Below are 14,451 nucleotides of genomic sequence, written 5' to 3'. Positions count from 1 at the left end.
GCGAATGATCTGGATTAGCGCCGTCCGTGAGAGCGGAATGGTGTTGCGTTGATGGGAGCAGTTTATGTCGAACATTTCAGCCAAAACGGCCGCGTTCAACTGGTCGGACCCATTCCTTCTCGAGGATCAGCTGACGGAAGAAGAGCGGATGATCCGCGACTCCGCGGCGTCTTTTGCCGCCGACAAGCTCGCGCCGCGCATCGAGCGCGCTTATCTCGACGAAACGACCGACCCCGAGATCTTTCGCGAGATGGGTGAGGCCGGCCTGCTCGGCGTGACGATCCCGGAAGAATATGGCGGCGTTGGCGCCGGCTACGTGTCGTATGGTCTGGTCGCGCGCGAGGTCGAGCGCGTCGATTCCGGTTACCGCTCGATGATGAGCGTGCAGTCTTCGCTCGTGATGTATCCGATCCACGCTTATGGCTCGGAAGAACAGCGCAAGAAGTATCTGCCGAAGCTCGCATCCGGCGAGTGGATCGGCTGTTTCGGTTTGACCGAGCCGGATGCGGGCTCTGATCCCGGCGGCATGAAGACGCGTGCGGAGAAGATCGACGGCGGTTATCGCCTGTCCGGCTCCAAGATGTGGATCTCCAACTCGCCAATTGCCGACGTTTTCGTGGTTTGGGCGAAGTCGGCCGCGCATGATAATGCCATCCGCGGCTTTGTGCTGGAAAAAGGCATGAAGGGGCTGTCGGCGCCGAAGATCGAGGGCAAGCTTTCGTTGCGGGCTTCGATCACCGGCGAGATCGTGATGGAAGGCGTGGAAGTCGGCGAAGACGCGCTGCTGCCCAACGTGTCCGGTCTGAAGGGTCCGTTCGGCTGTCTGAACCGGGCGCGTTATGGCATTTCCTGGGGCACGATGGGGGCTGCGGAAGACTGCTGGCACCGCGCGCGTCAGTATGGTCTCGACCGCAAGCAGTTCAACAAGCCGCTGGCGCAAACGCAGCTGTTCCAGAAGAAGCTCGCGGACATGCAGACCGAAATCGCGCTTGGCCTACAGGGTTCGTTGCGGGTCGGCCGCTTGATGGACGAAGGCAAGATGGCGCCGGAAATGATCTCCATCGTCAAGCGCAACAATTGTGGCAAGGCGCTCGATATTGCCCGCCAAGCTCGCGACATGCATGGCGGCAACGGTATCCAGATCGGCTACCACATCATGCGTCATGCGCAGAACCTGGAAACGGTGAACACCTATGAGGGCACGCATGACGTTCATGCGCTGATCCTCGGCCGGGCGCAAACCGGGCTGCAGGCGTTCTTCTGAGCACCATCGGTCGCGCCGGAAACTAGGCGCGACCCCTCGTTGCACGGTCGTATCGCAGCGCGACTTGGGTGAGTGGCAGCACAAAACGCGCGTTTGGCTTGTCAAGAAATGCGTGTTTCGCCAACATGGCGGAACATCAAGGGGGACACGATGCGCAACCGTTCAACACTCAAGAAATCACGGCCGATGCTGATCGGTTTGTTGTTGCTCGGTAGCGCTGGAGGCGCCTTCGCGCAGGCCGCGCCGAATCCGCATGCGGACGAGAAGATCGGCACGGTCGAGCAAATCTATGATGGCGCGCTGCTGCCGGACGATGCGGTTGCGACCTTCCGCAATATCGATCGGCTGTTTCCGACCCACACGATCAAGGCCGGCGGAAAGGTGCATAAATTCGAGCGCGCCGACGAGCCGCTGACCAACGTCAAGTTCGATGTCGAAGGCAAGTCTTACGACCTCTACGACTTCATGGCGCTGGACAGCATCACGGCGATGCTCGTTCTGAAGGACGGCAAGATCGCCTACGAGACCTACCAGCGCGGCAACACCGAACAAACGCGGTGGATGTCGATGTCGATCACCTCGACACTCGCGGCAATCGCGATCAAGGACGGGCTGATATCCGGATTGGATGCGCAGGTGGTGGATTACGTCCCAGCGCTGAAAGGCAGCGCTTATGAGGGCGTGACGGTGAAGGACGTGCTGATGATGTCGTCCGGCGTCAAATGGAACGAGACCTATACCGATCCCCAGTCCGACCGCCGAGCGCTGTTGAAGGCGCAGATTGCCCAAGAACCGGGATCGGCGATGAAGCTGATGGCGAGCCTGCCGCGCGCTGCCGAGCGGGGAACGGTGAACACCTATTCGACAGGCGAAACGCAGGTGCTGGGCGAAATCGTGCGCGGCGCGGTGAAGAAGCCGCTGGCGGATTATCTGTCGGAAAAGATCTGGCAGCCTTACGGCATGGAATCCGACGCGACCTGGTGGCTGGATTCTCCCGATGGCGTCGAGATCGGCGGCAGCGGCATCAGCGCGACTCTGCGCGATTATGCCCGCTTCGGGCAGTTCTTCCTGGAGAATGGCACCATCGGTGGTTCTTCGATCCTGCCGGACGGTTGGGTGAAGGAGGCTTCGCAGCCGACCACGCTGAAGAATGGCGAGAAGCTGGACTACGGTTATATGTGGTGGACCGGTTGGACGCCGGGTTCCATGAAGGACGGCGCGTATGGCGCGATCGGCATCCAGGGCCAGAACATCTACATCAATCCCGCCAAGAACGTTGTGGTGGTGACCTTCGGTGCGCAGCCGAAGCCGACCGACAAGGAGCCGATCGACCCGTATCTGTTCTTCGATGCGGTGGCCGACGAACTTCAGTAGGCGAGTCGGGCTGAATCAGGCTGCCTGTGAGCGATCAGCGCCTGTTTCGCGCATGATGGCGTCCGACAGGCTTCGATCGACGCTGAGATCTTCGCGGATCAGACCGTGATCCCACCGGCGGCGATGCGGCGCGTTCCAGGCGGGCGCGTTGACGATCGGGTAGAGGCAGATGCCCATGACGTGGACCTTGGAGCGCGCCACGGCGTCGAGCACGGTTTCGAGCCAATGCCCCTTGTCGTTGATGCCTTTCCAGCGGCGATGATGGCCGTGATGCAGGCCGGTTTCGGCGATCATCACCGGCTTGCCATAGCGCGCCGCCACATCCTTCAATGAGCGGCTGATGTCGCGCTTGAGTTCGTGCGGATAGACGTTGATGCCGATAACATCCGCGCAGTCAGCCAGCGCATGAGCGCCGATCTCGTGCGGAAGATGGGCGGGCTCGGCCGTGACCAGCCGGACATCGGGTAGGCTGTTCTTGAGGATCGAGAGGATGGTGCGCGATTGCTCGACGACATAATCGAAGCTCTCGCCCGGCACCATGCGGGGGTGGAAGCTGAGTTCGTTGAAGCAGCACCAAAAGGTCTGATCCGGCACCACGGTCTGGACGGCCTGTGCGACCCGCTCGGCATAGCCGACGGGATCGGGATGGCGCCAGTAATGGTTGAGGTCCCAGATGACTTCGAGGCCGGCATTGCGCGCGCATTGCAGCCGCGGCTCCATGGGCAGCCACCAGGGCAGGCCGTCGCGCACCGTGCGGATGCCATGCGCTTTGACGATGGCGTAATGGGCGGCCATGTCCTGTTCGGGCAGATGACGCGAGCCGGACAGAAGGCAGAAGTTCTTCTGCCATTCGAGGCGGCCGCATTCAAAGCCCGCCTGGATGAAGGAGCGAAACATCGTCAGCGTCCGCTTCAGATATGAGAGTCGTGCGCTTAGCTCAACCAAGCAGCGTTATCGGCACGGCTTGTTCGCCGGCTGTGCGATTGTTCAGCACCGCGCTGCAAAATGATGCTATGATGCCTATCTACACAAGAATGAAGCGGCGACTGCGGCACCGGTTCGAGCTCCGATAGGCTCGACCGAGCCGAGATCATCTGAGTCGCTCGATGCCAGGAGGCACAACAATGACAGCCAATTCAGCAGGCAAGACCGATCAAAAGGGCACCGACACCTACGAGGCCGCAGCCTTTGCCGCCAAGTTCGGCGTGCCGGTCAGCGAAGCAAAGACGATCATCAAGCGCTACGGACCATCCCGCAAGAAGCTCGACACCTATATGGCGGCGCGCGGCGTTTAAGGTATAACTGTTATAAAGAGGGGCGCGTATGGCCAAGACACCGAACTATGACTTCGAAAAGCGGCAACGCGAGCTGCAGAAAGCCGCTAAGAAGGCTGAAAAGCTGGCCGCAAAGGCAAATTCGCGGGATAAGCCCAAGGACGATGCTGCAGGCGATGCCGCAACGGCTGCAAGCGACGCGGAATAAACTAGACAGCCCGGCCTGGAGAAATCCAGCCGGGCTTTTTGCTTGCCTGATCGAGGGCCGATGATTGTTCTGGACGAAGAGCCGTATCTCTGGCTCCTCCTTGAAGACGAGTGCGTTCTTTATCTGAACGTCTTTTGCAGCCACAGCGCCGTAGATTATCTCGTCCTGATCGCGCTTAACGAGGAAGAGCGGCGCTTGTTTGAAAAGCAGGGCCGGTTCTATCTCAACCGACTGGCGCAAGACATTTAATACAAAGCGCCGGCGGTGCGGGGCAGCCGTTCGCTCTACAAGGCGTGCGGCTTGACCCCGGCGCTTGGTGGCCGGGTGCAAGAGGCGTGGACGGCCTGGCAGACACAGCAGGATGGTTTTTCGCGTTAGATCAGCGGATCAGCCTGCGCCCTTGATTGCGGCAATGACTTTTTCCAGCATGGTCTCGCCTTCGTCAGTCAGCGTGCCGCGCTTGCCGTTGGCTTCGAGCAGCCCGGCATCGCTCAACTCTTTCACGCCTTCGGGTTCGGCCTTGTGACCGGCATCATCTTCCAGAACGACATCGCGAACGATCATGCCGCTGGACAGCTGGTGGTAGGCGGCGAAAGTCAGAATGGATAGGGCTTTGTCGGACAGCGCCATGATGTGCTCCTTCGGGTTGTGTTCAGCAATGCACAGGGTCATCAACCGATCCCACCACAGCTGCATCCTCCTGACGTGACAGTGCGGCACCCGAAATGAGGTGGCGGCGGCGGTGCCGTCGTATTAGACAGGGTGCAATGACCTGTCGCGGCGCAGGTGCACCATGCACTTTGCTGCCCGACCCAGCTCTGAGGAGAGATGAATGCCCCTGACATCCCGTCGTGCGGTCTTGAAGCTTGGTGTCGCCGCAGCCGCGATGGTTGCGATGCCGCGCCTGGTTCTGGCTGCCGCGCAGTCCGCCTATCGCCACTATGCTCCGCAGGCTTCCGATTGGCGCGGCTTCGATCTCAGCACCTCCGTTACCCCGCCGGACGGCGGCGCGACCTCCGTTTGGCTCCCGATCCCCTCGGTCGATACGCCGTGGCAGCGCACGCTTGGTACAAAGTGGACCGGCAATGCCGCGAGCGCGGAAGTCGTGACCGACCCGGCAACAGGCGCCAGCATGCTCCATGCCAGGTTCGACGCCGCGCAGACCGACCGCAAGGTCGAGGTCACGACGCGGGTGGAAACGCGCAATCGCACGATCGACTGGTCGAAGAAGAGCGATGTGCATGAAGATCCGGCTGTGCTCAAGGAGGCGCTTGCCTCGAGCAGCATCGCGCCGCTCGACGGCATTGTCGCTGAAACGGCGCGGCGCGTGACGGCCGGTGCAACAACCGATGTCGAGAAGGTTCGCGCGATCTACAACTGGATCGTGGCGTCGTGTTTCCGCAACGTGGATACGCCCGGCTGCGGTTCCGGCGATTTGAAGGCGCTTCTGGCCAGTGCGACGCCGGGCGGCAAATGCGCCGACCTCAACGGCTTGTTCGTCGGCTTGGCGCGCGCTTCGGGCGTGCCGGCGCGTGACATTTATGGAGTGCGCTTGGCGGCTTCCGAGTTCGGCTATAGCCAGGTCGGCGCCAGTTCGCCGGATGTGACGAGCGCGCAGCATTGCCGCGCCGAAACCTGGCTCGAGGGCTATGGCTGGGTGGCGATGGATCCGGCCGATGTGCTGAAGGTCATGCGCAAGGAAACCGACCGCTGGATCCGCGATCCGCTGGTGGCTCCGGTGGATGCCGCGCTGTTCGGCAACTGGGAAGGCAACTGGGTCGCCTACAACATGGCTCATGACGTTGTGCTGCCGGGTGCCGCCTCCGCGACCAGCGTGCCGTTCCTGATGTATCCGCAGGGTCTTGCCGAGAGGAGCGGCCGCTTCGACGAGCTCGACGCCAAGGCGTTCAGCTACAAGATCACCGCAGCTGCTGCCTGAGGGCTCGCCATGATCTGAACTGCGATCAAGGACCTTTGGTGGTCCCTGATCGCTCGGAGGTCAGAAGCTGTTGCGCTCGTGATAGGTGCGCAGGAAGGCCTTGATGCGGGAGTCTTGGGGGTTGTGCAGGATCTTGTCCGGGACATCCACGCTGACCAGTTCGCCCTTTTCCATGAAGGCGACCTGATCGGCGACGTGGGCCGCGAAGCCCATTTCGTGGGTGACGACCACCATGGTCATGCCTTCGGTTGCGAGCGTTTTCATGACGTTGAGGACTTCGCCGACGAGTTCCGGGTCCAGCGCGGAAGTGGGTTCATCAAACAGCATCAGGCGCGGTTCCATGGCGAGCGTGCGGGCGATCGCCACGCGCTGTTGCTGTCCGCCAGACAGGCGCGAGGGGTGGCTGGCCATCTTGTCGGACAGGCCGACCTTTTCCAGCGCTTCCCTTGCACGGCGTTCGGCTTCCGTTTTTGGTAAGCCGCGCACGCGGATGAGGCCCTCAGTGACGTTGCCGAGCGCGGTCATATGCGGCCACAGGTTGAACTGCTGGAACACCATGCCGATGGAGCGGCGGATTTCGCGCAAGGTTCGGCCGGGCATTCTGGCGCCGCCGGGGCTTTGGTAGCCGATCAGCTGGCCGTCGATGCGGATCTCGCCCGATTCATATTCGTCGAGGAAGTTGATGCAGCGCAGGAGGGTGGACTTGCCGGAGCCGGACGGGCCGATGAGGCAGGTGACCTTGCCGGGCAGAATGTCGAGATCGACATCCTTCAGAGCGTGGAATTGCCCGTGATGCTTGTTGACCTTGCGGATCTCGACGGATGATGCGCCGGGCATCTTACGTCCTTTCAATCAGATGGCGTGTGACGCGTTTTTCGAGCTTGCGGCCAACGCGCGAAATGGTTTCGACAAGCGCCCAGAAAAACAGCGCCAGCGCCAGATTGGCCTCGATGTAGCGGAAGGTTTCCGTGGACATGCGCTGCGTCTGGTAGGTCAGTTCCGGCACCGTGATGATCGACAGGATCACGGTTTCCTTGGTGAGGATGATCGAGAAGTTCACCAGCGCCGGAAGGGCCGACACGAGGCCGAGCGGCAGAAGGATGCGCCGGATGATCGAGAGCTCGGACATGCCGATGGCGCGGGCGGCTTCGATCTGGCCTAGCGGCACGGCGTTGAAGGCGGAGCGGAAGATTTCCGCGAAATAAGGGCTGCCATAGATGGTGAGGCCGAGAAGGCCAGCGGGCAGGGCATCAAGGCGCAAGCCGATCAGCGGGCCGCCGTAGTACAGCACGAAAAGCTGCACCAGAAACGGCGTGCCGCGGATGATCTCGATATAGGCCTGGATCACCCAACCGAGCGGGCGCGGGCCGTAGCGCTGGAGGAGCGCGATGAGGAGGCCGAGCACCATGCTGAAGACCGTGCCGAGCGCCCAGCACAGGATCGTGGTGCCGAAGCCGCTGAGAAGCAGCGGGCCGTATTGCTGCAGAATGGTCCAATCCATCAGACGGCCAGCCTGTGCTCGAGATAACGTCCGAGGGCTGCAAGAAAGAGATTGATCAGGAGATAGATGCAGGCTGCGGCGAGGTAGACTTCCAGGGGGCGAAAAGTGGTCGCGGCCTGCGCCTGGGAGGCGCGGGTGAGTTCGAGAATGCCGACCACCGACACTAGCGACGAGGCCTTCACCAGCAGGATCAACTCATTGACGAGAGCTGGCAGCGAGAGCTTGAAGGCTTGCGGCAGGATGATGCGGGTCCAGATATCGCGCGGGGCCATGCCGATCGCGGTTGCGGCGGCGACCTGTCCGGTAGGCAGGGCCATGATCGCGCCGCGCCAAATCTCGGAGATGTAGGCGCTGGCGCAGATGCCGACGGTGACAACCGCCGCGACCAAGGCGGGGACGTCGATGCCGATTACGGGCAGGAGGTAATAGAAAAGCAGAAGCTGCACGAGCAGCGGCACGCCGCGCAGGAAGCTGACCCACAGCGCTGCAAGCCAGCGGAAAGGAGCGAAGCGTGAGAGTGCGGCCGCGCATACCAAGGCGGCGATGACCAGCCCGAGCGCGATGCCCAGAACGGAAATCAACAGCGTGAAGCGCGCAGCCCAGAACAAAGGTTCGAAGCTGCTCAGGAACGTTGCAACCGAAAACATGGATGGTCCAAACGAGGGGCCGGCGGATCAGATGAAACCGCCGGCCGCTCGGTTTTACTTGGTCGGAACTTCGCGCGGCAGTTCGGTGTAGGTGCCGAGCCACTTTTCCTGGATGGTTTTCACGCGGCCATCATCGGTCATCTTCAGCAGGGCGTCATTGACGGCCTTGGTGAAGCTTTCGCTGTCGGCATCCTTTCGGATGACCCAGGCGAAGTAGGTCGGCTGGCCAAAGGTCGGCTTGTCGAACAAAGCGAAGGTCTCGCCGCGGTTCTTCACGAGGTAGGTGAGGTTCGGCATCGAACCGGCGACCGCGTCCAGACGGCCAGCCGCGAGATCGGCATAGGCTTCGTCGGTCGTGCCGTATTCCTTGACGGTGACGCCGCCGATCTTTTCGCCGAATGCCTGGAGCTGGCGGAACTGCGCGGTGCCCTGCTGAACGCCGACTGTCTTGCCCTTGATGTCTTCCGGCTGCTTCAGCTCGGTATTGCTGGCGGCCCGCACCAGCGCCACGGTGGCGTCGGCGATCGGCAGGCTGAAGGAATAGCGCTCTAGCCGCTCGGGCGTGACGGTGACGGGCGCGATGACGATGTCGAACTTCTTGACTTCGAGGCCCGGCAGCTCGGCCGTCCACGGAATGTCCTGGTAAACCGGCTCGGCGCCGATTTCGTTGGAAACGCCGTCGAACAGGTCCTTCGTCATGCCTTCATACGTGCCGTTGTTCAGCATGTCGAAGGGGGCGTAGTGCATGTCGGTGGCGGTGACGATCTTGCCGGCCGCCTTGATGTCGGCAAGCTGGTCGGCCAGGGCCGGACCAGCGAGGCCGGCAAGTGCTGCACCGAACAGAGCGGCTTTGAGTGTTCCCGGGAGGTTCATGATGGTCTCCTTGTTCTTGATGCTGCATCTATTCCGCATTTTCGTACGCGCCGCCAGTCTCCCGGAGCGGCAAACATGCAAAGAATGTGGGCAACCTCGAACAAAGATCATAAATCCGGCAGGATGGCCGTCGGAGCCGCTAGGCTCGTTCGCGCGCCCAGTACCAGGCGATGTACATCAGCTTCTTGTTGTGGCGCCGCTTGGTCATAAGCGAGCGAAGGGTACGCACATCCTCTTTCTCACAGGCGACCCAGACGAAGGTGCTGTCGTCAGTTGCTTTGATCGCCTCATTGGCGGCGTTTCGCAGCACGTTCTTGGCATCCGCCGGATAGGTTTTTCGGTGAAGCCACTGTGTTTCCAAGATACCTGCCGTGGGAAGAGGCTGTTCTTCCGCGGCCTCTTCCACCTCGATGATCGCCTTCATCCGAGTGCCGGCCGGAACCTCGGCTGCAATGCGGGCGATGGCTGGTAAAGCGGCCTCGTCGCCGACCATAAGGATGGTGTCGGCTTCCGGAAGACTGCCGCCACCGGGCCCGAGAAACGCGGCCTTGTCGCCAGGCTGCGCGTCCCTGGCGAAATCGGCACCCGGCGTTGCGACGCCGGGGATCGGATGCTGGAGGAAATCGACCCAGAGTTCGCGGCGCTCGGCATCTACGGCACGGATCGTGTAAACACGCACCAGCAATTCGTCGTCGCCGGTGGGATAGGCCAGACGGCCATCGTCGCGCAAACCGGGCCAGACCGGCTCGCGGCCGCGCGGCGGCACCAGCATGCGCACATGCATGCCGGCTCCGATAAAGCGGGAAACATCCTCGCAGCGAAACTTCACGCGGCGCATATGCGGCGTGACGTCTTCGGCTGAAACAACCGTGACCTCGGTGAGGTTCGGCAAGACGGCGGGAGGAGCCGGATCGGTCCAGGTCAGTTCGAGCGGATCGTCGCCGGCGAAGTAGAACAGATGCTCTGCAATGCTGTTGCGGGTGAGATGCAGCGTATCCTTGGTGGGGCAGGTCAGCTCGATCAACAGCCGGTCTTCGCGCAGAACGATGTCGGCATTGCCGATCGGGCTCGACAGCCGCGCGAAGTTCTCCGAGCGCTCCACATCGGAATGTTCAACGAAGTGCTCGCAGATCTCGTCGAGCATGCTCAGCGCGTTCTTGGGACGCGCGGTGCCGGAGAGCTTGAAGGTCTCAGCTTGCATGGTCACTGGTACTCCTCATGAACACTGGATCGGGATGGAAGCGCGCTGCCACGCGTTTCGCCGCGGATGCGTCCATAGCAATGATTTAAGTTGAGGTCGATGGTCAAGGATTACCGTCGATCATCATTCGGTGACGACCAATCGGCAGCATGAGCGGGCGGCCGGACGTCGGGTCGAGGATGATGCGGCTTTCCAGTCCGAACACCTTGCGGACAGTGTCTTCGGTCAGGATGGCTTCCGGTTTGCCGGCGGCGTGCAGCCGGCCATCGGCTATCGCCACGAGATAATCGGCGTAGCGGGCGGCGAGGTTGAGGTCGTGCAGCACCATGACGATCGTCGTGCCGCGCCTCTTGTTGAGGTCGGTGAGGAGATCCAGCACCTCGACCTGGTGGCTGATGTCGAGAAAGGTCGTGGGCTCGTCGAGCAAGAGTAGATCGGTCTGCTGGGCGAGTGCCATGGCGATCCAGACGCGCTGACGCTGGCCGCCGGAGAGTTCATCCACGGGGCGTTCGGCGAGGTCGAAGGTTTTGGTGGCTTCCAGTGCGGATGCGACGGCCTCGTCATCGGCCTGGGTCCAGCGCGACAACAAACCTTGGTGAGGGTGGCGGCCGCGACTGACAAGATCGGCGACGGTGATGCCTTCTGGCGCGATCGGTGATTGCGGCAGAAGCCCGAGCGTGCGCGCCAGCTGGCGCGGCGGCATGCGGTGGATCGACTTGCCGTCGAGCAGTACCTGACCGCTTCTTGGGGACAGAAGACGCGACATGACGCGCAGAAGCGTGGACTTGCCGCAGGCATTGGCGCCGACGATTGCCGTGATGCCGCCGGTCGGCACCTCGAGGTCGAGGCCGCCGAGCACGAGGGCATCGCCATAGCCGGCGGCGAGATCGCTGATGGTGAGGGTGTGCTGGGTCATAGAGACTTGCCGGTTCGATTGACCCTGATGATCAGGTAAATCAGGTAGGGGGCTCCCAGCGCGCCGGTGATGACGCCGACGGGATAGCGGCCGGGCAGAAGGAACTGGCCGACGTAATCGCCGATGAGGACGAGGGCGGCGCCAACGAGGGCTGCCGGGATCAACAGCGATCCTTGCGCGCCGACCATGCGCGCGGCGATTGGGCCGGACAGGAAGGCGACGAAGGAAATCGGTCCGGTGACGGCAGTTGCCACCGCGATCGTGCCGACGGCGGCGAAGATCACAAGAGCGCGCGTGCGGGGAACGTCGGTGCCGAGCGCTGCCGCCATGTCGTCGCCCAGGCGAAGCGCTTCCAGATCGCGGCTGCGGCTGAGCAGCAGGCCGCCGAACACGAGCAGCGCCAGCAGTAGAGGCAGCGCTTGGCTGAGCTGCGCGCCGTTGACGCTGCCTGTTAGCCAGCGCATCGCTTCCTGCAGGTTCCAGGCCGGTGCCTTGGAAAGGGTGTAGGCGATGAAGCTTTCCAGCATGGCGGACACGCCGATGCCGACCAGGATGAGGCGCGTTCCGGCGACGCCATTTCGGAAGGACAGGCCGTAAATCAGGAGCGCGACGCCGAGGCCGGACAACACGGCGAAGAGCGACACGAGCGGGCCGTTGAGGGACAGCACGACAATGGCGAAAACGGCTGCAGCACTTGCGCCCACGCTGATGCCGATGATGTCCGGGCTGGCGAGCGGATTGCGCAGCATGATCTGGAACGCCGCGCCGGCCAGGCCGAAAGAGAGGCCGGCGAGGATCGACATCACGGCCCGTGGCAAACGAAGCTTGCCCACGGTGAAGGAAGCGCCGGGCACATCCTGGCCAAGCAGCACGCGGATGACGTTGCCTGGCGGGGTGAAGGACTGGCCGAGCATCAATGCCAGAACGAACATGGCGACGAGCAGGAGCGTGGCGGCGATCAGCACCGTTCTGCGACGGGTCTGGCGCTTGCGACGGCTGGAGGCGATCGCTTCAACTTGGAAAGCGGCGGCGGTCACAGGTCGCGCACCCGCTGGCGTCGGACGATCCAGATAAAGAAGGGCGCGCCGACAAAGGCCGTGACGATGCCGACATCCAGCTCGCTGGGGCGCGCGATGATGCGGCCGACAATATCGGCAAGGAGCAACAAACAGGCGCCGGTGATGGCCGAGAAAGGCAGGAGCCAGCGATGATCGATGCCGATCAAAAGCCGGCAGAGATGCGGCACCACCAGGCCGACAAAGCCGATCGGTCCGCAGATCGCGGTGGTTGCGCCGCATAGCAGAACTGTGCCGAAGGCTGCCGCAGCGCGGGCCCATGCGACACGCTCGCCTAGTCCGGCGGCCATTTCGTCGCCGAGCGCAAGGGCGTTCAGTTTGCGGGCCGACAGGAGGCTGATGGCGAAGCCGACGGCCAGAAAGGGCAGAACATGCTCCATGCGCTCGAAGGTGGCGCCGCCAACTCCGCCGATCTGCCAGGATCGCAGCCCGCCGGCGATGTCGTTTCTGCCGAGCACGAAGGCGATCACCAGGGATGATAAAGCGATGGAGGTCGCGGCACCGGCAAGCGCCAGCTTCAGCGGCGTTGCGCCGCCTCGGCCGAGCGAGCCGATCGTGTAAACGAAGACCGCCGAGCAGGCCGCGCCACCAATCGCGACCCAGATGAAGGCTTGCGCCGAGTCGATGTTGAACCAGACGACGCCCACGACCACGGCCAGCGACGCACCCATATTGACGCCGAGAATGCCGGGATCGGCGAGGGGATTGCGCGTGACGCCCTGCATGATCGTACCGGCAACGGCAAGCGAAGCGCCGGCCAGCACGGCGAGCAATGTGCGGGGAATGCGGACGGAAACCGCAGCCTGGCCGATGCTATCGACCTGACCCGAAAGCGCCAGCCAGATGTCTTCCAACGCAACATCGCGTGTGCCGATCGCGATCGAGCCGGCGACGAGCAAAGCGAGAACGGCCAGCAGAACAACCAGCCAAAGGCTTCGCCGCTGCGTCGAGACATGCGCGGCGGGAACGACGGCGCGCGCACGGGTGACGTTTGCGTTCATCGCCAAGCTGGCACTTCGCCCGGTCATTTCGCCTTCTTGGCCGCTTCGGAGAGCAGGGCCAGATAGTCGTTCAAGACATAGGAAATCGACAGCGGCGTCGGATTGGCGGCGGTTCCCAGAGGATTTCGGCCGAGCGTGACGATCGCGCCGCGGCTCACGGCAGGCATCTTCGATAGAAGTGGATTGGCGCTGACCGCATCCACCAGCTGCTGCGTGCCATAGGTGACGACGATGTCGACATCATCGAAGGAATCGACGCGTTCGGCGCTGGCGGAGCCGGAGAAGACGCCGGCCTTGGAGGCCTCGACTACGCTCTTCGGCGACTTGAGGCCGAGGTCCTGGAAGAAGGCGACGCGGGTATCGTTGGTTGTGTAGAAATTGACGATGCTGAGGTCGGTCGGATCAAGATGGGTCACGAACATCGCCGACTTGCCGGCGAGTTCGGGATGCTTGGCGACGGCCTCCGCGATCTCGGCTTCGGTCTTTGCGATCAGCGCGTCGCCCTCCTTAGCCATGCCGAGCGCCGTGCTGTTCAAGCGGATCATGTCGCGCCAGCTGGTGGACCATGGTGCCGTCTGATAGGCGACCACGGGCGCGATCTGGCTCAGCGTGTCATAGTCCGCCTGGCTGAGACCGGAATAGGAGGCGAGGATCACATCGGGCTGCGTTGCCGCGACCGCCTCGAAATCGATGCCGTCGCCTTCGTCGAACAGCATCGGCTTTTCCGCGCCGAGCGCCTTCAGCTTTTCAGCCACCCAGGGCAGCAGGCCATCATTATCATCGTCGCCAAAATTGGCCGCTGCCATGCCGACAGGAACGACGCCAAGCGCAAGCGGCACTTCGTGGTTCGCCCATGACACTGTGGCCACCCGCTCCGGCTTCTTGGCGATGATCGTGGTTCCCATCGCATGCTTGATGGTGATCGGGAAGGCGGCTTCCTGCGCCGAAGCGCCGGTCAAGCCGATCGCGGCAAGCCACATGGCGGGAAGAAGGATACGGATACACCGCAGCAGCATCGGAATGCCCCATTGTCGCTGAAAGTTGAGCTTGCCTTTCAGGTTTAGCTTTGGAGGTCAACACAGATGCAACACTCCGCCCCGAACTTGCGGCAAGTTGCCGGGGTTTCCTACAAGCCCAGAGGAATTTACAATACCTGACCGGCATGCTCAAGTTAGCG

The 14,451-nt window shown here is 62.5% G+C and carries 17 protein-coding genes; 6 read left to right on the top strand and 11 right to left on the bottom strand.

Annotation, left to right across the window (positions count from 1 at the left end):
- Positions 1–64 precede the first annotated feature (64 nt).
- A complete protein-coding gene (locus tag IE166_RS08490) occupies positions 65–1,264 on the top strand; it encodes an acyl-CoA dehydrogenase (RefSeq protein ID WP_189502998.1) in 1,200 nt (399 codons plus the stop codon).
- A gap of 150 nt (positions 1,265–1,414) precedes the next feature.
- Positions 1,415–2,638, top strand: coding sequence for a serine hydrolase domain-containing protein (locus IE166_RS08485; RefSeq protein WP_189502997.1), 1,224 nt, complete (start codon positions 1,415–1,417; stop codon positions 2,636–2,638).
- Positions 2,639–2,653: 15 nt separating this feature from the next.
- On the opposite strand, the gene IE166_RS08480 is transcribed toward IE166_RS08485, so the two are convergent.
- Positions 2,654–3,535 (bottom strand): glycoside hydrolase family 26 protein, encoded by an 882-nt coding sequence (locus IE166_RS08480; RefSeq protein ID WP_189502996.1) that lies wholly within the window; start codon positions 3,533–3,535, stop codon positions 2,654–2,656.
- Positions 3,536–3,762: 227 nt separating this feature from the next.
- Between IE166_RS08480 and IE166_RS08475 the strand changes: the two genes are divergently transcribed.
- Genes IE166_RS08475 through IE166_RS08465 form a run of 3 tightly spaced genes read left to right on the top strand, consistent with a single transcriptional unit; the run spans position 3,763 to position 4,369 of the window.
- On the top strand, positions 3,763–3,933 hold the full coding sequence (locus IE166_RS08475; protein WP_189502995.1) for a DUF3606 domain-containing protein: 171 nt from the start codon (positions 3,763–3,765) through the stop codon (positions 3,931–3,933).
- A 28-nt stretch (positions 3,934–3,961) separates the two neighbouring features.
- Positions 3,962–4,120, top strand: a complete 159-nt coding sequence (locus tag IE166_RS08470; protein ID WP_189502994.1) for a hypothetical protein — start codon at positions 3,962–3,964, stop codon at positions 4,118–4,120.
- Between the two features lie 60 nt (positions 4,121–4,180).
- A complete protein-coding gene (locus IE166_RS08465) occupies positions 4,181–4,369 on the top strand; it encodes a hypothetical protein (protein ID WP_189502993.1) in 189 nt (62 codons plus the stop codon).
- Between the two features lie 138 nt (positions 4,370–4,507).
- Here the strand turns inward: IE166_RS08465 and IE166_RS08460 are convergent, their stop codons facing one another.
- Positions 4,508–4,792 carry a hypothetical protein gene (locus IE166_RS08460; RefSeq protein ID WP_189502992.1) on the bottom strand — a complete coding sequence of 95 codons (285 nt, stop codon included), beginning with the start codon at positions 4,790–4,792 and terminating at the stop codon, positions 4,508–4,510.
- Between the two features lie 160 nt (positions 4,793–4,952).
- Between IE166_RS08460 and IE166_RS08455 the strand changes: the two genes are divergently transcribed.
- Entirely contained in the window at positions 4,953–6,059 is a 1,107-nt protein-coding gene (locus IE166_RS08455; protein ID WP_189502991.1) for a transglutaminase-like domain-containing protein, read from the top strand.
- A gap of 60 nt (positions 6,060–6,119) precedes the next feature.
- Here the strand turns inward: IE166_RS08455 and IE166_RS08450 are convergent, their stop codons facing one another.
- The 9 genes from IE166_RS08450 to IE166_RS08410 all read right to left on the bottom strand — a co-directional run bounded on the left by IE166_RS08450 (position 6,120) and on the right by IE166_RS08410 (position 14,287).
- Complete coding sequence (locus tag IE166_RS08450; protein WP_189502990.1) at positions 6,120–6,896, bottom strand: amino acid ABC transporter ATP-binding protein; 777 nt, start codon at positions 6,894–6,896, stop codon at positions 6,120–6,122.
- Position 6,897: 1 nt separating this feature from the next.
- Complete coding sequence (locus tag IE166_RS08445) at positions 6,898–7,560, bottom strand: amino acid ABC transporter permease (RefSeq protein WP_189502989.1); 663 nt, start codon at positions 7,558–7,560, stop codon at positions 6,898–6,900.
- On the bottom strand, positions 7,560–8,207 hold the full coding sequence (locus IE166_RS08440) for an amino acid ABC transporter permease (RefSeq protein WP_189502988.1): 648 nt from the start codon (positions 8,205–8,207) through the stop codon (positions 7,560–7,562). The genes IE166_RS08445 and IE166_RS08440 overlap by 1 nt, the downstream gene beginning before the upstream one ends.
- A gap of 54 nt (positions 8,208–8,261) precedes the next feature.
- On the bottom strand, positions 8,262–9,080 hold the full coding sequence (locus IE166_RS08435; RefSeq protein WP_189502987.1) for a transporter substrate-binding domain-containing protein: 819 nt from the start codon (positions 9,078–9,080) through the stop codon (positions 8,262–8,264).
- A gap of 139 nt (positions 9,081–9,219) precedes the next feature.
- Positions 9,220–10,281 (bottom strand): DUF2218 domain-containing protein, encoded by a 1,062-nt coding sequence (locus IE166_RS08430; RefSeq protein WP_189503309.1) that lies wholly within the window; start codon positions 10,279–10,281, stop codon positions 9,220–9,222.
- Positions 10,282–10,384: 103 nt separating this feature from the next.
- On the bottom strand, positions 10,385–11,197 hold the full coding sequence (locus IE166_RS08425; RefSeq protein WP_189502986.1) for an ABC transporter ATP-binding protein: 813 nt from the start codon (positions 11,195–11,197) through the stop codon (positions 10,385–10,387).
- Entirely contained in the window at positions 11,194–12,234 is a 1,041-nt protein-coding gene (locus tag IE166_RS08420; protein ID WP_244641364.1) for a FecCD family ABC transporter permease, read from the bottom strand. Before IE166_RS08420 ends, IE166_RS08425 begins: the two co-directional genes overlap by 4 nt.
- Positions 12,231–13,274, bottom strand: coding sequence for a FecCD family ABC transporter permease (locus tag IE166_RS08415; RefSeq protein ID WP_189502985.1), 1,044 nt, complete (start codon positions 13,272–13,274; stop codon positions 12,231–12,233). Before IE166_RS08415 ends, IE166_RS08420 begins: the two co-directional genes overlap by 4 nt.
- Before the next feature lie 23 nt (positions 13,275–13,297).
- Positions 13,298–14,287: an iron-siderophore ABC transporter substrate-binding protein gene (locus IE166_RS08410; protein ID WP_385965143.1), complete on the bottom strand. Its 990-nt coding sequence runs from the start codon at positions 14,285–14,287 to the stop codon at positions 13,298–13,300.
- Between the last annotated feature and the right edge of the window lie 164 nt (positions 14,288–14,451).

It is taken from the genome of Tianweitania populi (genome assembly GCF_014652875.1).
GTDB lineage: Bacteria > Pseudomonadota > Alphaproteobacteria > Rhizobiales > Rhizobiaceae > Tianweitania > Tianweitania populi.
This window is presented reverse-complemented; position numbering and strand designations above follow the sequence as displayed.